Here is a 19,067-nt window from a genome sequence, read left to right as displayed (position 1 = left end):
ACCGCTTACTGCTTGAGCGTGCGCTCGAACAGCTGGTAGATGCGGCGGTACTGGTCGTACCAGGCTTCCGGCTGCACGTAGGCGTGGCGCTCGAGCGGGTAGCTGGCCAGTTCCCAGTTGTCCTTCTTCAGCTCGATGAGGCGCTGCGCCATGCGCACCGAATCCTGGTAGAACACGTTGTCGTCGATCATGCCGTGGGCGATCAGGAGATGGCCCTGGAGCTTGTCGGCGTACTCGATCGGCGACGAGATCCGGTAGGCCTCCGGGTCGATGTCCGGCGTATTCAGGATGTTCGAGGTATAGCCGTGGTTGTAGGTCACCCAGTCGGTCACCGGACGCAGCGCCGCGCCCGCCTTGAAGGTTTCCGGGGCGCGCATCAGGGCCATGAAGGTCATGAAGCCGCCGTAGCTGCCGCCGTAGATGCCGACGTTCCTGGCGTCGCCCTGGTGGTTTGCCACCATGTAGTTCACGCCGTCGATGTAGTCCACCAGCTCCGGATGGCCCATCTGGCGGTAGATCGCGGTGCGCCACTTGCTACCGTAGCCTTTCGAGGCGCGGAAGTCCATGTCGAGCACGATGTAGCCCTTCTGGACCAGCAGGTTGTGGAACATCTGTTCGCGGAAGTAGTTCGGGTAGCGCTTGCTGACGTTCTGCAGGTAGCCGGCGCCGTGCACGAACATCACCACCGGATACTTCTTGCCCGGCTCGAGCTGGGCCGGGCGGTACAGCTTGGCCCAGACCGGGTCGCCGCCCGCGCTCGACGGTACTGCCACGTACTGCGGCTCGATCCACTGGCGCGCCTTGAAGTCCGCAGTGCGGGTGTCGGTGAGCTTGACGGCCGCGCCGCCGCTTGCCGGCACGGTGGCCACCTGCACCGGGGTATAGCTGCTCGAGTAATGCACCAGCAGCTTGCGCTCGTCCGGCGACAGGCGGAAGCGCTCGACGCCGTCGAGCTGGGTCACTTCGCGCACCGTGCCGTTCCTGGCGTCCACGGCGCAGACTTCGTAGTCGCCCGGCGTCGCGCGGTTGCACATCACCCAGGCCATGCGGCCGTCATGCGACCAGGTCACGTCCGAGGCTTCCCACTTGCCCGAGGTGAGGGCACGAGGTGCAGCCATATTCGCGCCCCCGCCGGCATCCTGGGTGTACAGGTGCGAGTAGCCGCTTTCCTCGGACAGGTACCACAGCGTGCGGTTGTCCGGCAGCCAGCCGAATTCGCTGTTGTCGTAGTTGACCCAGGCCTGGTCGGTCAGGCGATGCAGCGGCTTGAGCCTGGTCGCCTGGAGGTCGACAGTGGCGATCCAGCGGTCCTTGTTGTCCACCGAACGCAGCATGACGGCGACATTGGCGCCGTTCGCGCTCCATGCGATCGCCCGGGCGCCGTCGCCGATGCGTACCGGACGGTTGCCCTTGAGCGGCTCCTTCTTGGCGGCCGCGCGCAGCTCGGCCAGCGGGTCGGTCGTGATCCCGGGCAGCACGTCGAAGGACAGGTCCTGCACCGCGTTGGTGCGCAGGTCGACCAGCTTCAGTGCATGCGGCGCCGGCATGTTGCGGCCGACGCGGGTGCGCTGGTCGTCGAATTCCTCGTAGCCCGATTCGGTCACGTAGCGCGGCATCTTGCCGACGCGGCCCTTGTCGCCGTTCTTCGGCGCGGTGACCACCAGCAGCCAGCGGCCGTCGGGCGACAGCGCGCTGCCCTCGATGGTGACCTTGTCGCCCAGGTAGACCGGGGCCGGCGGCAGCGACGGGTCGATACGGCGTTGTTCGTTCAGGCGCTCGCGCAGGGCGTCGCGCTCGTCCTTCTGGCGCTTGAGGGTGGCGATCAGGCGCAGTTGCTGGTCGCGCAGCGGATCATCCTCGTTCACCGCCGGGTCCTTGGCGGCGCGCGGCAGCGCGACCGGGCCGACCACCTTGCTCGCGCGATCCCAGGCGTACCAGTCGGTGCCGATGCGGTAGTGGACGCTGCGCTCGTCGCTGGAGTACTGCGGCGCTTCCAGCCTGCTGGCGCCGCGCGTGATCTGCACCAGTGCGCCACTCTTCAGGTCGCGCTCGAACAGGTCGCCGTTACGCAGCATCAGGGCGCGGGTCTGGCTGCGGTCATAGATGAACTGGTCGCCGTCGATCTTCGGCAGTTCGGCGTCCGCTACCAGTTTCGGCTTGCCGTCCTGGGCGACCTGCCAGGTATCGCGGATCGGCGAACCGGTGCGCTTCTGCTTGTAGAACACCTGCTTGCCGTCCCAGCTGAACCAGGCGGTTTCCACCGGGGTGCCGATCCAGTCGGGGTGGGACATGGCCTGGTCGAGGGTGATGGGCGTGGACGCCGCCGCGTACTGCAAGGGCAGGACGAGGAGCGCTGCGAAGAGCGTGAGTGCAGGTGTGCGCATTGTATGTATAGGAACTGAGGGAGCTGATTGAAAGGAAATAGCTTTCTTGCCAGAAAATGCGGATGCATTCTAGCTCAGTCCCCCCGGCCGCGGTGAAGCGAAACAAGCTGCTTGCGAACATAAAAAAACAGCGCCGGCGTACGTACGTACGGCCGGCGCATGCATATACACAGGGTGTTGCAGTGCAGCGTTCAGGCTAGCTTGCGCGGCCCCTTGGGCGAGCGCGGCAGGAACATGGCCACGCGTACGGCGACGGCCAGCACGGCCAGGAGGACAACGATGGTGTCGATGACGTTCATGCCTGGCTCCTGTCAACCGCGGATGGCGGGAGCCCAGCCGCCGTGTGCGGCATAGAGTTCGATCGAAAAGCTGCGTACTGCGTTGAGGGCACTGGCGAAGAAGCGGCGGATGCTTGCCATGGTGGTTCTCCTGTAAAGACTGCGATGTTGCGATGCAGTATAAGGCGTGCCGTGCCATAAATAAACTTTTGGTTCGTGATTACTTCGATAAAGGGGGTGAATAATTGTCGAGTTTAGCCCGCAGGAGATATTTACGTGGCGAATGTCTCTTGAGCGCCACTGTGAATAAGGCGGGCACGGCAGTGAAGTATCGGTAACGATCCTTCGCGAGGTGGTGCGAATCTTGCATCACGTAGCGGCATGAAACCGCAAGGCAGTGCCTCCCCTCATCTGCGTATCGTCGTCGTCAATCCCGCCCAGGCAGCCGCCGGGAGCGGCGGGGAGGCGCCTGCCGGGCAGGCCCTTCGCAGCGCCGCGCTGCGCATCGGCCTACTTGAATCGGGCTACGACCTGGTCGCCTCGTTGCCGGCCGACGTGTTCCTGCCGCAGCGGATCGCCCAGCTGCAGCCGGACCTGATCATCGTGGACAGCGAGTCCGATGCGCGCGACATCCTGGAACACATCGTCATCGCAACACGCGACGAGCGGCGCCCGATCGTGCTGTTCACCGAGGACGACGCACCGGCGAGCATGGACGCGGCGCTCGAGGCGGGCGTGTCGGCCTATATCGTGGCGGGCCTGCACCCGGGGCGCGTCAAGCCGGTGCTCGACGTGGCGCTGGCGCGCTTCCGGCGCGAGCGCAAGCTGCTGGACGAGCTGGAAGGCACGCGCCAGAAACTGGCCGAGCGCAAGCTCGTCGACCGCGCCAAGGGCCTCGTCATGGCGCGCTACCGGCTCACCGAAGAGCAGGCCTACCAGCGCCTGCGCAGCATGGCCATGAACAAGAACATGAAGCTGGCGGAGATCGCCCAGCGCCTCATCGACGTGGAAGACCTGCTCGGCTGAAGCCGGTAAGGAAGGTAGAGGAGTACGCATTGGACAAGAAGGCAGGACTGGAAGCCGGCGGCGCATGGATCGCCGGTTCGGACGCTCCGGAGAGGACCCTGGTGCGCATCGGTTTCATGCCCCTGGCAGATTGTGCGCCGGTGGTGATGGCGTCGGTGCTGGGTTTTGACGAGAAATACGGGCTGCGCTTCGAACTGAGCCGCGAGCTGTCCTGGACCGGCATGCGCGACCGGCTGGTGGCGGGCGAGCTCGACGCCGCGCACGTCCTGCTCGGCCTGCTGTACGGCTTGCAGATGGGGATCGGCACGCGGGCGCGCCAGATGGCGGTGCTGATGAACCTGAACCAGAACGGGCAGGGGATCACGCTGTCGCGCGCGCTGGCCGGCAAGCTGGACGACGGCATGGGCTTGGCGGCCGGCCTGGCCAGCCGGTTGCGGGAGGAGAAGCGGCGCCCGACCTTCGCCCACACCTTCCCGACCGGGAACCACGCGATGTTCCTGTATTACTGGCTGGCGGCGGCGGGCATCGATCCGTTCGAAGATTGCGATGCCGTCACCGTACCGCCCGGCCAGATGGCGTCCAGCCTGGCTGCCGGCCACATGGACGGCTTCTGCGCCGGCGAGCCCTGGGGCCAGCGCGCGCTATGCGAGGGCGCCGGCGCCCTGGCCGTGTCGAGCGAGGCGATCTGGCCCGACCATCCGGGCAAGGTGCTGGGCGCCAGCGCCGGTTTCGCGGCGGCGAACCCGCACACCTGCCGCGCCATGGTGGCGGCCCTGCTCGATGCCGCACGCTGGCTGGACGCGTCGCGCACCAACCGCGAAGCGGCGGCCGAGGTGCTGGCCAGTCCCGCCTATGTCAACGCCGACAGGGACCTGCTCCAGTACTGCCTTGCGGGCCGCCCGTGCGAGCCGGGCGGCTGGCGCGGCCACAACGGGTTGCGCTTCTTCGCTGATGGAGAAGCCAGCTTCCCCTGGCTGTCCGACGGCATGTGGTTCCTGACCCAGCAGCGGCGCTGGGGACTGCTGCGTGCCGACCCGTCCTACCGCGCGATCGCGGCGGAGGTGAACCGCATCGACCTGTACCGGGATGCGGCGGCCATGGCCGGTGTCGGCGTGCCGGATGGCGTCATGCGCAGTTCGGTATTGCTCGACGGGCGCGTCTGGGATGGCGGCGACCCGGCCGGCTACGCCGCTTCGTTCGCGCGCACGGCCTGATACGGTGCGCGCCTGCCTTCCATTCGTGCTTCATTCGCGTGCATGTTGCACTGCAATGTAGCGCGCACTGCGCCGCTTCAAAGGGCGCGCGCCCTGGAGAGCCTGTGGCACGCCTCTTGCTCATATTCCGCTGAAGGATCAATGGCGATCCTCCGCACGCAGCGCTTCAAGCATTACGCACATTCGTCGCCGGTCTGACGAGGGACCGGTAAAACAGGACAACGGCGTCCGCAGCTTCCCGCCTAAAGGGCAGGAGCGCGGACGCCGTTTTGTTTTCCAAAGGAAGAAACATGGCCAATACATTGGACAATAAGGCGGACAGCATCAAGCTTTTCTCGTTCGATACGGCGCCGATGCGCGCCTTCCACCTGACCTGGGTGGCCTTCTTCGTCTGCTTCTTTGCCTGGTTCGCCTGCGCGCCGCTCATGCCGGTGATCAAGGGCGAATTCGGGCTGTCGATGGAGCAGGTCGCCAACATCAACATCGCGGCCGTCGCCATCACGATCTTCGTGCGGCTGCTCATCGGCCCGCTGTGCGACCGCTACGGCCCGCGCAAGACCTATACCGGCCTGCTGCTGCTCGGATCGATCCCGGTGCTCGGCGTGGCGATGGCGCAGAGCTACGAGAGCTTCCTGCTGTTTCGCCTCGGGATCGGCGCGGTCGGCGCAAGCTTCGTCATTACCCAGTACCACACCTCGGTGATGTTCGGCCCGAACGTGGTCGGCACCGCCAACGCGGCGGCGGCAGGCTGGGGCAACAGCGGCGGCGGCGCGGCGCAGGCCTTGATGCCGTTGCTGCTGACCGCCGTCACCATGCTCGGCGTGTCGCAAGCCTTCAGCTGGCGCGTGGCGCTGGTGGTGCCGGGCCTGATGATGATCGTGATGGCCTTCTTCTACTGGCGTTACACGCAGGACTGCCCGGCCGGTAACTACGACGAACTGCGCGCCAAGGGCGAGCTGCCGCAGGGTTCGAAGGGCGGCTGGGCGAGCTTTCGCGAGGCCTGCCGCAACTACCGCGCCTGGCTGCTGTTCGTCACCTACGGCGCCTGCTTCGGCATCGAGATCTTCATCCACAACATCGCCGCGGTGTACTACGTCGAGCACTTCGGCCTGTCCCTGGGCGCCGCCGGGCTGGCAGCCGGCAGCTTCGGCCTGCTGGCGCTGTTTGCCCGCGCCCTGGGCGGCTGGCTGTCGGACCGCGCTGCCCGTGGCGGGAAGCTGAACAGCCGCGTCACCGTGCTGTTCGTCCTGATGATCGGCGAGGGCCTTGGCCTGCTGTGGTTCGCCAACGCCGACGGCATCGTCTATGCCGTGATCGCCATGCTGTGCTTCGGCCTGTTCACCCACATGGCCTGCGGCGCGACCTATGCGCTGGTGCCCTTCGTTGCGCCGAAGGCGCTCGGCGGCGTGGCCGGCATCGTCGGCGCCGGCGGCAATGTCGGCGCCGTGGCGGCCGGCTTCCTGATGAAGGGGACCGGCGACATCGCCCAGACCCTGACCATTCTCAGCGTGCTGGTGCTGGCCTCGAGCCTGTGCGCCATCGCCGCCCGTTTCACCATGACGGCCGCCTCGGAAACGCCGGGCGCACCGGCCGTCTCTGCAGCCTGAGGAGTAGCGCAATGCATATCGTCGTCGTCGGCCACGGCATGGTGGGCCACAAGTTTGTCGAAACCTTCGCAAGCAGCGCAGACCCCGAGCTGCGTGTGACCATTCTCGGAGAAGAGCGGCGCCCGGCATACGACCGGGTCCACCTGTCCGAATTCTTCACCGGGAAAAGCGCGCAGGACCTGTCGCTGGTGGCGCCCGGCTTTTTCGACAATGAGAAACTGTGCCTGCGCCTCGGCACCCGCGTGACCGGCATCGACCGCGAGGCGCGCCGGGTGCTGCTGGCAGAAGGCGAGCCGGTCAGCTACGACAAGCTGGTGCTGGCCACCGGTTCCACGCCCTTCGTGCCGCCGGTTCCGGGCGCGGACCGCAAGGACTGCTTCGTCTACCGCACCATCGAAGACCTGGAAGCGATGAGCGAGTGCGGCGCCCGTTCGCGTACCGGCGTCGTTGTGGGCGGCGGCCTGCTCGGCCTGGAATGCGCCAAGGCGCTGCGCGACCTGGGCCTGCAGACGCATGTGGTGGAATTCGCGCCGCGCCTGATGGCGGCGCAGGTCGATGAGCCGGGCGCCCGCGTGCTGCGCAACAAGATCGAAGAGCTCGGCGTGCAGGTGCACACCGGGAAGAACACGCTGGCCATCGTCGACGGCGAGGAAGCGACCCACCGCATGCAGTTCGCCGACGGCACTTACCTGGACGCCGACATGATCGTGTTCTCGGCCGGTATCCGCCCGCGCGACGAGCTGGCGCGCACCAGCGGCCTGGCCCTCGGCCAGCGCGGCGGCATCGTCATCGACGAGCGCTGCCTGACTTCCGACCCGCATATCTACGCCGTCGGCGAATGCGCTTGTTGGCGCGGTCAGCTGTTCGGCCTGGTGGCGCCGGGCTATGACATGGCGCGCACCGCCGCGAAGCATATCCTGACCGGCGAGGGCGGCTTCTCCGGCGCCGACATGAGCACCAAGCTGAAACTGATGGGCGTGGACGTGGCGAGCATCGGCGACGCCCATGGCGTGACGAATGGCTGCCGCAGCTACCAGTTCCTGGATGAGCGCAAGCAGCTCTACCGCAAGATCGTCACATCGGAGTGCGGCAAATACCTGCTCGGCGCCGTGCTGGTGGGGGACGCTTCGCCTTACGGCGAACTGCTGCAGATGATGCTGAACCGGATCGCGCTGCCGGCATCGCCCGAGGTGCTGATCCTGCCGCAACTGGAAGGCGCCGTGCGCCCCGCCCTGGGCGTGGATGCGTTGCCAGCCGCCGCCCAGATCTGTTCCTGCAACGACGTCTCGAAGGGCGCGCTGTGCGAGGCTGTGGCGGGCGGCGCCGGCACCATCGGCGCGCTGAAGAGCTGTACGAAAGCCGGCACCGCCTGCGGCGGCTGCGTGCCCCTGATGACCCAGGTGATGAACGCCGAGCTGGCGCGCCTGGGCGTGGAAGTGAAGGACCACCTGTGCGAGCACTTCGCCTGCTCGCGCCAGGAGCTGTACCACATCGTTCGCGTGGAAGGCATCCGCAGCTTCGGCGAACTGGTCGCCCGTCACGGCAAGGGCCTGGGCTGCGACATCTGCAAGCCGGTGGTCGCGAACATCCTGGCATCGAGCTGGAACGACTTCGTGCTCAAGCCCGAGCACGCCAGCCTGCAGGACTCCAACGACTACTTCCTCGGCAACATCCAGAAGGACGGCACCTATTCCGTGGTGCCGCGCATGCCGGGTGGCGAAGTGACGGCCGACGGCCTGATCGCGGTGGGACAGGTGGCGAAGAAATACGGGCTGTACACCAAGATCACGGGCGGCCAGCGCGTCGACCTGTTCGGTGCCCGCCTGGAGCAGTTGCCCGACATCTGGGAAGAGCTGATCGCGGCCGGTTTCGAATCGGGACACGCCTACGGCAAGTCGCTGCGCACCGTGAAATCCTGCGTCGGCTCGACCTGGTGCCGCTACGGCGTCGGCGACAGCCTGGCGTTCGCGATCGCGCTGGAGAACCGCTACAAGGGCCTGCGCGCGCCGCACAAGATCAAGTTCGGCGTATCCGGCTGCACCCGCGAGTGCGCCGAGGCGCAGGGCAAGGACGTGGGCCTGATCGCCACCGAAAAGGGCTGGAACCTCTATGTCTGCGGCAACGGCGGCATGAAGCCGCGCCACGCGGAACTGATCGCCTCCGGCATCGACGACGCGACCGTGGTGAAACTGGTCGACCGCTTCCTGATGTTCTACGTGCGCACCGCGGGCCGCCTGCAGCGCACCAGCGTCTGGCGCGAGAACCTCGAAGGCGGGCTGGACTACCTGAAGGCGGTGGTGGTCGAGGACAAGCTGGGCATCGCCCATGAGCTGGAGGCGCAGATGCAGCACGTGGTCGACACCTACGCCTGCGAGTGGAAGGAAGCCGTGACCAATCCGGACGTGCGCCGCCGCTTCCGCCACTTCGTCAACAGCGAAGCCGTGGACAGCAATGTCGTGTTCGTGCCGGAGCGCGGCCAGATCCGCCCGGCCAATCCCGAGGAGCGGCGCGGACGCGTCATCCCGATTGCCGCCAGCGCGGCCTGACCATCATTCAGGAGTAAGCCATGCACCGAGATCCACAGCTTGAACTGAGCCAACTGCAAAACTGGACCGCCGTCTGCGCCCTCGACGACATCGTGCCGGACACCGGCGTCTGCGCGCTGCTGGACGGCCGCCAGGTGGCCGTGTTCCGCATAGGCGGCGAGGAAGCGCGCGTCTTCGCCATCGACAACTTCGACCCGAACGCGCAGGCCGCCGTGCTGTCGCGCGGCCTGGTGGGCAGCATCGGGGAGCGCATCGTGGTCGCCTCGCCCATCTACAAGCAGCATTTCGACCTCCACAGCGGCGAATGCCTGGAAGCGCCCGAGCATTCGGTGGCCAGCTACCCGGCCCGCGTGGAAGGAGGCAAGGTATGGATCGCACCGTAATCGCCTCAACCAGGCAGCGCCTGGTCGTCGTCGGCAACGGCATGGCCGGCATGCGCACCGTCGAAGAGCTGCTCAAACTCGACGCCGGCATGTACGACATCACCGTGTTCGGTCTTGAACCGCGCGTCAACTACAACCGCATCATGCTCTCGCCCGTCCTGGCGGGCGACAAGAAGGCGGAGGACATCGTCCTGCGTACGCGTGAATGGTATGAGGAGAACGGCATCGTGCTGCACGCCGGCGACCCGGTGGTGGCGATCGACCGTTCGCGCCGCATCGTGCGTGCCCGCTCGGGCCTGGCTGTTGCTTATGATCGACTTCTGCTGGCGACCGGCTCCAGTCCCGTCATCGTCCCGGTGCCGGGCGCGCAGCTGGAGGGCGTGATCGGCTTTCGCGACCTGGACGATGTGGACGCGATGCTGGCCGCCGCCCGGCGCGGCGGCAGCGCGGTCGTCATCGGCGGCGGCCTGCTCGGGCTGGAAGCGGCGAACGGGCTGCTGCGCCGCGGCATGCAGGTGACCGTCGTGCACCTGACCGGCAGCCTGATGAACCAGCAGCTCGACCCGCAGGCGGCGCTGCTCTTGAGGAGGGCGCTGGAGCGGCGCGGCCTGCGCATCCTGTTGCAGGCGCAGACCGAGGCGATCCTCGGCGAGGGGAAGGTGGCGGCCGTACGCTTTGCCGATGGGCTGGAAGTGCCTGCCGACCTCGTCGTCATGGCGGCCGGCGTGCGCCCGAACGTGGCGCTGGCACGCGAGGCAGGCCTGCATTGCGAGCGCGCCATCGTGGTCGACGACACCCTGCAGACCTACGACCCACGCGTGTACGCCGTGGGCGAATGCGTCCAGCACCGCAAGGCCACCTTCGGGCTGGTGGCGCCGATCTGGGACCAGGCGCGCGTGTGCGCCGCCCACCTGGCCGGCCTTGGCCACCGCCGCTACGTGCAGCAGGCCACCGCCACCAAGCTGAAGGTCACCGGCATCGACCTGTATTCGGCCGGCGACATTGTCGGCCTGGAGGGCAGCGAAGACCTGGTGCTGCGCGACCGCCATGCCGGCGTCTATAAACGCCTGGTGCTGGCCGGGAACCGCGTCACCGGCGCGGTGCTCTACGGCGACGTGTCGGACGGTCCCTGGTACTTCGACCTGATCCAGCGCGGCGCCGATGTGTCGACCTTCCGCGACCGCCTGCTGTTCGGTCCCGGCCTGTGCGAGGCAGCGTGATGGGAACGCCAGTGATCCCGATTGCCGCCGCAGTGCGCACCACCTGTCCCTACTGCGGCGTGGGCTGCGGCATCAAGGCCACGCCGATGGAAAACGGCGCCCTGATCGAGGGCGACCCGGAGCACATGGCCAGCCGCGGCCGCCTGTGCGTCAAGGGCTCGGCGCTGGGCGAGACGCTCGGGCTGGACGGTCGCCTGCTGGCTCCAGCCATCCGTGAGCATGACAAGCTGCGCACTTTGCGTACAAGCAGCTGGGACGAAGCCCTCGACACGGTCGCGTCGCGCTTTGCCTCCATCATCGCCGAGCACGGCCCGGATGCGGTGGCGCTGTACGTCTCCGGCCAGCTGCTGACCGAGGATTATTACGTCGCCAACAAGTTCATGAAGGGCTACGTCGGCAGCGCCAACATCGACACCAATTCGCGCCTGTGCATGTCGTCCGCCGTGGCCGGCCACAAGCGCGCCTTCGGCGAAGACCTGGTGCCGGGCTGCTACGAAGACTTCGAACTGGCCGAGCTGGTCGTGCTGGTCGGCTCGAACACGGCCTGGTGCCACCCGACGCTGTTCCAGCGCATCACGAAGGCAAAAGAAGCGCGGCCCGGCCTGCGCATCGTCGCGATCGACCCGCGCCGCACCGCCACCTGCGAGCTGGCCGACCTGCACCTGCCGGTCAAGGCGGGCACCGACGTCTGGCTGTTCAACGGTTTGCTCAGCTACCTGGCGCGCAGCGGCGCGGCCGACGATGCCTTCGTGGCGGCGCATACCGCCGGCCTCGACGCGGCCCTGGCCGAGGCGGACGGATGCGCCAGCATCGAGTTCGTGGCGCGCACCTGCGGCGTCGATCCGCGCCTGCTCCTCGAGTTCTACGAGATGTTCGCCGCGACCGGCAGGGTCGTCACCGCGTTCTCGCAGGGCGTCAACCAGTCCTCCAGCGGCACGGACAAGGTCAACAGCATCATCAACTGCCACCTGCTCACGGGACGCATCGGCAAGCCGGGCATGGGGCCGTTCTCGCTGACCGGCCAGCCGAACGCGATGGGTGGCAGGGAGGTGGGCGGCCTGGCCAACATGCTCGCCGGCCACCTCGACCTCGACAAGCCGGCCCACCGCGAGGCCGTGCGCAGCTTCTGGGATGCGCCGCGCATGGCAAGCAAGCCGGGCCTGAAGGCGGTGGACCTGTTCCGCGCGATCGAGGAGGGCAAGGTCAAGGCGGTGTGGATCATGGCCACCAACCCGGTGGTCAGCCTGCCGGACGCCGACCAGGTCAAGCGCGCCCTGGCGCGCTGCGAACTGGTGGTGGTATCGGACGTGACCGCGAACACCGATACCGCCGCGTTCGCCCATGTGCTGCTGCCGGCGCTGGGCTGGGGTGAGAAGGATGGCACGGTCACCAATTCGGAGCGCTGCATTTCGCGCCAGCGCGCCTTCCTGCCGGCGCCGGGCGAAGCGCGCGCGGACTGGCAGGCGATCTGCCAGGTGGCGCGGCGCATGGGGTACCAGGGCTTCGATTACGCTGGCGCGCACGCCATCTTCGACGAGCATGCCCGCCTGTCGACCTGGCGCAACGGCGAACCGGGGCTGGAGCGCGCTTTCCGACTCGACGGCCTGGTGGGCATGGAGCGCGCCGCCTACGACGCCCTGGCGCCGCTGCAGTGGCCCGTGCGGCACGAGCGCGAAAGTACGCCGCGCTTGTTCGCCGACGGCCGCTTTGCCCATCCCGACGGCAAGGCACGCTTCATCGCCACCGCACCGCGTGCGCCGGTGCATGCGCCGGGAGGAGAATTTCCGCTGGTGCTGAACACCGGCCGCCTGCGCGACCAGTGGCACACGATGACGCGCACCGGCAAGTCGCCGCGCCTGGCGGGCCACGCGCCCGAGCCCTTCATCGACCTGCATCCGCACGATGCCTTGACAAGCGGCGTGCGCGACGGCGAGCTGGCGCGCATCACCAGCCGCTGGGGCGCCATGGTGGCGCGGGTGGCGCACAGCGGCGGCATCGCCCGTGGCGCCGCCTTCGTGCCGATCCACTGGAACGGCCAGACCGCGTCGGACGCGCGCGTCGGCGCCGTGGTCAACCCGGAAGTCGACCCGGTGTCGGGCGAGCCGGAGTTCAAGCACACGCCGATACGCGTCGAACCCTTCGGCGTGGCCTGGCATGGCTTCGTCCTCAGCCGGGAAGCGCTGGACCTGGAGCGCGTCGCCAACTGGACGCGGGTGCGCGGCGCCGGTTTCGTGCGCCATGAACTGGGAGGCCGGGAGCCGGTGTCGCCGGAATGGGCGCGCGGCCTGCTCGGCGCCGACGATGAAGCGGACTGGATCGAGTACGAGGACAAGGCGGAGGGCATGCTGCGCTGCGCGCTGCTGGTGGACGGGCGCCTGGAGGCCTGCCTGTTCGTGTCGCGCAGGCCCGACCTGCCGGCCCGAACCTGGCTGGGCGGCCTGTTCGAACTGGAGACGCTGTCTCCGGCGGACCGCGCCACGCTGCTGGCGGGGCGCCCGAAAGCCGCGGGCCGCGACCCGGGCCCGACGGTGTGCTCCTGTTTCGGCGTGGGCCGCAACACGATCTGCAGCGCGATCGCGCAACAGGGATTCACGGATGCCGCGCAGGTGACCGCCTGCCTGCGGGCCGGCGGCAACTGCGGCTCCTGCCTGCCGGAGATCCGGCAGTTGCTGGCCGTAGCCCGCCCGGCCTAGCGCAGCGTCCGTGCGAAGAAGGCGTCGGTGCGGCTGTTGGCCAGCTTCGCATCGGCGTCGTCGTAGTGGTTGCCGCCGGGGCGGGCAAAGGCGTGGTTGCGGCCCGGGTAGGTGTACAGCTCGACGTCCGGCTTGCCCGCCAAAGCGCCGCGGATCGTGGCCTGTGCATCCTTGCCGATGTATTCGTCCTCTTCCGCCAGGTGGTAGAGCAGGGGCTTGGTGATGTTGCCGGCTTCGCCGATGTACTTGTCGGTGCCACCGCCGTAATACGCCGCGAATGCATCCCCGTCGGTGCGCGCCGCGCTCAGGAAGGTCATCAGGCCGCCCAGGCAGTAGCCGGTCACGCCGACCTTGCCGTTCGCGTCGTGCATCGTGCGCGCGGCGCGGATGGCCAGGCCGATGTCCTGCACGCCCTTGTCGACGTCATAGGCCTTGTACAGCGCGAAAGCCTTTTCCCAGTCGCCTTCCCGGGCTTCCGACAGGAACACGCCCGGTTCGATGCGCCAGAACAGGTCCGGGCAGACGGCGATGTAGCCGCGCGACGCGTAGTCGTCGGCGATGCTGCGGATGCCGGCGTTCACGCCGAAGATTTCCTGCAACACGATGACGACCGGATGCGGGCCGGGTGCGGTGGGACGGGCGACGTGGCAGACGAAGCTGCCGTCGGTGGTTTGTACCTGCAGGTGTTCGCTCATGCGACTTCCTTTCGTGGTGAAACAAGAGGTGACGGTGAGCGCCTGATCATAAGCGCAAGCCGGCGGGGCCCGCGTACGAATGAAGAGCGGAAATGAAAAAAGCCAGATCGGCTGAGGCCTGATCTGGCTTTTCGAATTCGTGGTCGGGGTGAGAGGATTCGAACCTCCGGCCTCTACGTCCCGAACGTAGCGCTCTACCGGGCTAAGCTACACCCCGACGGTTTGAGACTTCGTTTCCGAAATCTCGGGAAGGCATTACTATAATTTGCTTAGTGGTTCCTGTCAACAGCGAAGCTGCAGAGCTGGAGCAGGCTGGCCTTGTACGCGTTGTCCGGCAGGTTCGCAATCGCTTCGGCCGCGCGGCGGGCGGCCTGTTCCGCCTGCTGGCGGGTGTAGTCCAGGGCGCCGCTCGAGGTCACCGCCGCCAGGACCGCCTCGAATTGCTCCTCGTCGCCGTGCTCGATGCAGTTGCGCACCAGCTGGCGCTGTTCTGGCGTGCCGTGTTCCATCAGCCAGATCAGGGGCAGGGTGGGCTTGCCCTCGCGCAGGTCGTCGCCCAGGTTCTTGCCGATCTCGGCGGCGTCGCCCGCATAGTCGAGCACGTCGTCGATCAGCTGGAAGGCGGTGCCCAGCGAGCGGCCGTATTCGCCGGCTGCGGCGATCTGCTCGTCGGTCGCACCCGCCACCAGCGCACCCAGTTCGGCGGCAGCCTCGAACAGCTTGGCGGTCTTGGAGCGGATCACGGTGAGGTAGCTCTCGTGGGTCACGTCCGGGTCGTGCATGTTCAGCAGTTGCAGCACTTCGCCTTCCGCGATCACGTTGGTCGCGTCGGACAGGATGCGCATCACGCGCATGTCGTCGAGGCTGACCATCATCTGGAACGAGCGCGAGTACAGGAAGTCGCCCACCAGCACCGAGGCGGCATTGCCGAACAGCGCGTTGGCGGTCTGGCGTCCGCGGCGCATCGAGGATTCGTCGACCACGTCATCGTGCAGCAGGGTTGCGGTGTGGATGAACTCGACCACCGCTGCCAGCTCGTGGTGCGCCGTGCCGCGGTAACCGTAGGCGTTCGCCAGCAGCAGCACCAGTACCGGCCGGATGCGCTTGCCGCCGGCGCCGATGATGTACTCGGCGATCTGGTTGACCAGGCTCACTTCCGAGTGCAGTCGCTGTCGGATCACCGTATTGACGGCCTCCATGTCGGTGGCGATCGATTGGGCGATGGTGTTCTGTGCGTGTTGGGTAGCGGCTGACAAGGCGAACCTGCGATAACGGTGAGTAGTTGCGCGGTGGCGTGGCGCAGTGACATGGGTTGAGTGCGGCGATTATACGACATGCAAGGGGAGGGCGTCCCACTGATGGCCTGCAGGCACTGGATGCAGCGCCATTGTCATTACGGCAGCGTTGACTTTGCGCTACGCCAACAACACAAACTGCCGCCGATCGTCAAGGCCTTTTGACGCGCTGCAGCGAGTTATGTATAATCCCCTGTTCCCCGGCATCCGAACAGTCCAGCGTCTCGACGCCGGCGGGATTCTTTTAACATTTGATGAGGTTTCAATCATGTACGCGGTCATAAAAACCGGTGGCAAGCAATACAAAGTTGTCGCTGGCGAAAAACTCAAAGTAGAACAGATACCTGCTGACATTGGTTCCGAACTCACCATCGATCAAGTTCTCGCGCTCGGCGCGGGCGACAGCATCAAGTTTGGTGCTCCGCTGGTCGAAGGTGCCTCGGTCCTGGTGAAAGTTGTTTCCCACGGTCGCCACGACAAGGTCCGCATCTTCAAGATGCGCCGTCGTAAGCACTACCAGAAGCGTCAGGGCCATCGCCAGAACTTCACCGAAATCCAGGTGGTGTCGATCAACGGCTAAGCGCCGACTGATCCACCAGGTTCATTCATCAAGGAGCAAATAAATGGCACACAAAAAAGGTGGCGGTACTACCCGCAACGGCCGTGACTCAGAAAGCAAACGCCTTGGCGTGAAAGTCTACGGCGGCCAGGCGATCAACGCCGGCGGCATCATCATCCGTCAACGCGGCACCCCGGTGCGCGCTGGCGCCAACGTCGGCACCGGCAAGGACCACACCCTGTTCGCGCTGGTCGACGGTACCGTCAAGTTCGTCAAGCAAGGCGTGGGCTCGAAGCAGTTCGTGACCGTCGTTGCTAACGAAGCAGTCGCAGCCTAATTATTTAGGTCCGCGCCGCGCGAAGCGGCGCTCTTTGTAAGGCGCAAGCCTTCCATCGAAAGGCTCTGCCCACGGTAGGGCCTTTTTAGTTTTTATCGGTCACCATCATGAAGTTTATCGACGAAGCAAGAATTGAAGTCATCGCCGGCGACGGCGGCAACGGGTGCGCCTCGTTCCGCCGCGAGAAGTTCCGCCCATTCGGCGGCCCGGACGGCGGCGACGGCGGCAAGGGCGGCTCGATCTACGTCGTGGCCGACCGCAACATCAACACCCTGGTGGACTTCCGCTATTCGAAGACCCACACCGCCCGCAACGGCGAACCGGGCCGCGGCTCGGATTGCTACGGCAAGGGCGCCGAGGACGTCACCCTGCGCATGCCGGTCGGCACCCTGATCGTGGACGACGTCAACGGCGAGATCATCGCCGACCTGACCGAGCACGGCCAGACCGAACTGCTGGCCAAGGGCGGCGAGGGCGGCTGGGGCAACATCCACTTCAAGACCTCGACCAACCGCGCGCCGCGCCAGAAGACCGAAGGCAAGGCCGGCGAGCGCCGTACCCTGCGCCTCGAGCTGAAGGTGCTGGCCGACGTGGGCCTGCTGGGCATGCCGAACGCCGGCAAGTCGACCTTCATCACTGCCGTCTCCAACGCCAAGCCGAAGATCGCGGACTACCCGTTTACCACCCTGCACCCGAACCTGGGCGTGGTGCGCGTGTCGCACGAGAAGAGTTTCGTCATCGCCGACATCCCGGGCCTGATCGAAGGCGCGGCGGAAGGCGCGGGCCTGGGCCACCAGTTCCTGCGCCACCTGGCGCGTACCGGCCTGCTGCTGCACATCGTCGACCTGTCGGGCTTCGATGAGAAAGTCGATCCGGTCAAGGAAGCCAAGGCCCTGGTCAAGGAACTCGAGAAGTACGACGAGGAGCTGCTGAACAAGCCGCGCTGGCTGGTGCTGAACAAGCTCGACGTGCTCGACGAGGCCGAGCGCAAGAAGCGCGTGAAGGACTTCGTCAAGCGCATGGCCTGGAAAGGCCCGGTGTTCGAGATCTCGGCATTGAACCGCGAAGGCTGCCAGGACCTGGTCAACGCGATCTACCTGCACCTGGAAGAGAAGCGCCAGAACGCGCACCGCGCCGAAGAAACCTCGATGACCGAGGAAGCGCGCGGCATCCACTCGATCGATCCAAGCGATCCCCGCTTCAAGATCCACGAAGACTAAGTTGACGACGCAGCTGGCCAAACCCGCTTTGAACCGCGGCTGGCTGCGTGGCCAGCTGCTGCACCTCGTCGCCACCGCCAGTTCGCTGGCGGCCCTGGCGGCCCTGCTCGATCCCGACCGCGTCGCGTCGGCGATGGGGCTGTTTCTCGTCGGCGTGAACGGCTACAGCCAGTTCTACGCCATCTATGTGGGCCTGCGCCTCGCTACCGCGATGCTGGCCTACCTGGCAGCCAGGCAGGGCGACCAGCCCATCCTCGGCGACCTCACAGCATTGTTCCTCCTGGCCCAGCCGGCCGGGCGCCTTGTCGCGGCCTTCGCGATCGGGTTGCCGAAGGGGGTATTATTAGCAATCTGCGCGGTCGAGCTCCTGGCGGGACTTTCCCTGCTGGCCTTGCGGCCGCGAGGAAAATTCCTGTCGCCATGAACTCAGCTCTCCAGCAAGCCTCCCGCATCATCGTCAAGGTCGGTTCCTCGCTCGTCACGGACGAGGGCAGGGGGCTGGATCACGCCGCCATCGCCCGCTGGGCGTCCCAGATCGCCGCCGTGCGCAGCCTCGGCAAGGAAGTCGTGCTGGTGTCGTCCGGCGCCATCGCCGAAGGCATGCTGCGCCTCGGCTTTGCCGCGCGCCCCACCGACATCCACGAACTGCAGGCATGCGCCGCCTGCGGCCAGATGGGCCTGGCGCAAATCTATGAAAGCAGTTTCCGCACACACGGCGTCAAGACCGCCCAGGTCCTGCTGACCCATGCCGACCTGGCCGACCGCGAGCGCTACCTGAACGCGCGCTCGACGCTCACGACGCTGCTGCGCCTGGGCGTGGTCCCGATCATCAACGAGAACGACACCGTCGTCACCGACGAGATCAAGTTCGGCGACAACGACACGCTCGGCGCGCTCGTGGCCAACCTGATCGAGGCCGACGTGCTGGTGATCCTCACCGACCAGCGCGGCCTGTTCTCGAGCGACCCGCGCAAGGACCCGAATGCGACCCTGATCGCCCAGGCGCAGGCCGGCGACCCGGCGCTGGAAGCGATGGCCGGCGGCGCCGGCAGCAGCATCGGGCGCGGCGGCATGCTAACGAAGGTGCTCGCCGCCAGGCGCGCGGCGCGCTCGGGCGCCCATACCGTCATTGCCTGGGGCCGCGAGGAAGACGTGCTCACGCGCCTGGCCGGCGGCGAGATGATCGGCACCCAGCTCACCGCACCCACCGGCCGCCTGACCGCGCGCCGCCAGTGGATGATCGACCACCTGCATACCACCGGTGAAGTCGTGATCGACCAGGGCGCGGTGCAGAAGCTCACGCGGGAAGGAAAATCGCTGCTGCCGATCGGCGTGGTCGCCGTGCGCGGCGAGTTCGGCCGGGGCCAGGTGATCACCTGCATCGACGAAGCGGGCCGCCCGCTGGCGCGCGGCCTGACCAATTATGCGAGCAACGAAGTGCGGCGCATCATGCGCCACTCGTCGGCTGAGATCGAACGCATCCTGGGATATGTCGAGGGGCCGGAGCTGGTGCATCGGGATAATCTCGTCTTGCTGTAGTTGCAGCAGCCGCATTGATGTTGCCTCTAGGAGCGTGGCCGACATGCCAGCCGCCCCTGGGGTAAGATGCA

15 protein-coding genes and 1 tRNA gene are annotated in these 19,067 nt (G+C 66.8%); 12 read left to right on the top strand and 4 right to left on the bottom strand.

Features of this window, described 5'->3' with window-relative positions; genetic code table 11:
• Positions 1-5: 5 nt before the first annotated feature.
• Positions 6-2,384: a S9 family peptidase gene (locus ACFFJK_RS04565; RefSeq protein ID WP_379677934.1), complete on the bottom strand. Its 2,379-nt coding sequence runs from the start codon at positions 2,382-2,384 to the stop codon at positions 6-8.
• A gap of 659 nt (positions 2,385-3,043) precedes the next feature.
• Here ACFFJK_RS04565 and ACFFJK_RS04560 point away from each other — a divergent pair.
• The 7 genes from ACFFJK_RS04560 to ACFFJK_RS04530 all read left to right on the top strand — a co-directional run bounded on the left by ACFFJK_RS04560 (position 3,044) and on the right by ACFFJK_RS04530 (position 13,351).
• The gene (locus tag ACFFJK_RS04560; protein WP_379677933.1) at positions 3,044-3,688 is read left to right on the top strand and encodes an ANTAR domain-containing response regulator; all 645 of its coding nucleotides are present in this window, start codon (positions 3,044-3,046) and stop codon (positions 3,686-3,688) included.
• Positions 3,689-3,717: 29 nt separating this feature from the next.
• Complete coding sequence (locus ACFFJK_RS04555; protein WP_379677932.1) at positions 3,718-4,902, top strand: CmpA/NrtA family ABC transporter substrate-binding protein; 1,185 nt, start codon at positions 3,718-3,720, stop codon at positions 4,900-4,902.
• Between the two features lie 302 nt (positions 4,903-5,204).
• On the top strand, positions 5,205-6,509 hold the full coding sequence (locus ACFFJK_RS04550) for an MFS transporter (protein WP_379678267.1): 1,305 nt from the start codon (positions 5,205-5,207) through the stop codon (positions 6,507-6,509).
• Between the two features lie 11 nt (positions 6,510-6,520).
• The gene (nirB, locus tag ACFFJK_RS04545) at positions 6,521-9,055 is read left to right on the top strand and encodes a nitrite reductase large subunit NirB (protein ID WP_379677931.1); all 2,535 of its coding nucleotides are present in this window, start codon (positions 6,521-6,523) and stop codon (positions 9,053-9,055) included.
• A gap of 20 nt (positions 9,056-9,075) precedes the next feature.
• Positions 9,076-9,438, top strand: a complete 363-nt coding sequence (gene nirD, locus ACFFJK_RS04540; RefSeq protein ID WP_379677930.1) for a nitrite reductase small subunit NirD — start codon at positions 9,076-9,078, stop codon at positions 9,436-9,438.
• Positions 9,423-10,658 carry an NAD(P)/FAD-dependent oxidoreductase gene (locus tag ACFFJK_RS04535; protein WP_379677929.1) on the top strand — a complete coding sequence of 412 codons (1,236 nt, stop codon included), beginning with the start codon at positions 9,423-9,425 and terminating at the stop codon, positions 10,656-10,658. Before nirD ends, ACFFJK_RS04535 begins: the two co-directional genes overlap by 16 nt.
• Complete coding sequence (locus ACFFJK_RS04530) at positions 10,658-13,351, top strand: molybdopterin-dependent oxidoreductase (protein WP_379677928.1); 2,694 nt, start codon at positions 10,658-10,660, stop codon at positions 13,349-13,351. The genes ACFFJK_RS04535 and ACFFJK_RS04530 overlap by 1 nt, the downstream gene beginning before the upstream one ends.
• On the opposite strand, the gene ACFFJK_RS04525 is transcribed toward ACFFJK_RS04530, so the two are convergent.
• The 3 genes from ACFFJK_RS04525 to ispB form a co-directional block, all read right to left on the bottom strand.
• A complete protein-coding gene (locus ACFFJK_RS04525; protein ID WP_379677927.1) occupies positions 13,348-14,046 on the bottom strand; it encodes a dienelactone hydrolase family protein in 699 nt (232 codons plus the stop codon). The two genes, ACFFJK_RS04530 and ACFFJK_RS04525, sit on opposite strands and share 4 nt — an antisense overlap.
• A 140-nt stretch (positions 14,047-14,186) precedes the next feature.
• Positions 14,187-14,263 (bottom strand) — tRNA-Pro (locus tag ACFFJK_RS04520).
• Between the two features lie 52 nt (positions 14,264-14,315).
• Entirely contained in the window at positions 14,316-15,302 is a 987-nt protein-coding gene (gene ispB / locus ACFFJK_RS04515) for an octaprenyl diphosphate synthase (protein ID WP_379677926.1), read from the bottom strand.
• 307 nt (positions 15,303-15,609) lie between these two features.
• Between ispB and rplU the strand changes: the two genes are divergently transcribed.
• The 5 genes from rplU to proB all read left to right on the top strand — a co-directional run bounded on the left by rplU (position 15,610) and on the right by proB (position 18,996).
• On the top strand, positions 15,610-15,921 hold the full coding sequence (gene rplU, locus ACFFJK_RS04510) for a 50S ribosomal protein L21 (RefSeq protein ID WP_027865917.1): 312 nt from the start codon (positions 15,610-15,612) through the stop codon (positions 15,919-15,921).
• A 43-nt stretch (positions 15,922-15,964) separates the two neighbouring features.
• On the top strand, positions 15,965-16,237 hold the full coding sequence (gene rpmA / locus ACFFJK_RS04505; RefSeq protein WP_005668438.1) for a 50S ribosomal protein L27: 273 nt from the start codon (positions 15,965-15,967) through the stop codon (positions 16,235-16,237).
• A 107-nt stretch (positions 16,238-16,344) separates the two neighbouring features.
• On the top strand, positions 16,345-17,457 hold the full coding sequence (gene cgtA / locus ACFFJK_RS04500; RefSeq protein WP_379677925.1) for an Obg family GTPase CgtA: 1,113 nt from the start codon (positions 16,345-16,347) through the stop codon (positions 17,455-17,457).
• 1 nt (position 17,458) lies between these two features.
• The gene (locus ACFFJK_RS04495) at positions 17,459-17,881 is read left to right on the top strand and encodes a hypothetical protein (RefSeq protein ID WP_379677924.1); all 423 of its coding nucleotides are present in this window, start codon (positions 17,459-17,461) and stop codon (positions 17,879-17,881) included.
• Positions 17,878-18,996, top strand: coding sequence for a glutamate 5-kinase (gene proB / locus ACFFJK_RS04490; RefSeq protein ID WP_379677923.1), 1,119 nt, complete (start codon positions 17,878-17,880; stop codon positions 18,994-18,996). Before ACFFJK_RS04495 ends, proB begins: the two co-directional genes overlap by 4 nt.
• Positions 18,997-19,067: the final 71 nt, after the last annotated feature.

It is taken from the genome of Massilia consociata, from assembly GCF_042432755.1.
Taxonomy (GTDB): domain Bacteria; phylum Pseudomonadota; class Gammaproteobacteria; order Burkholderiales; family Burkholderiaceae_D; genus Telluria; species Telluria consociata.
Note: the sequence above shows the minus strand (reverse complement) of the source record. Positions and strands in the feature narration are given on the sequence as shown.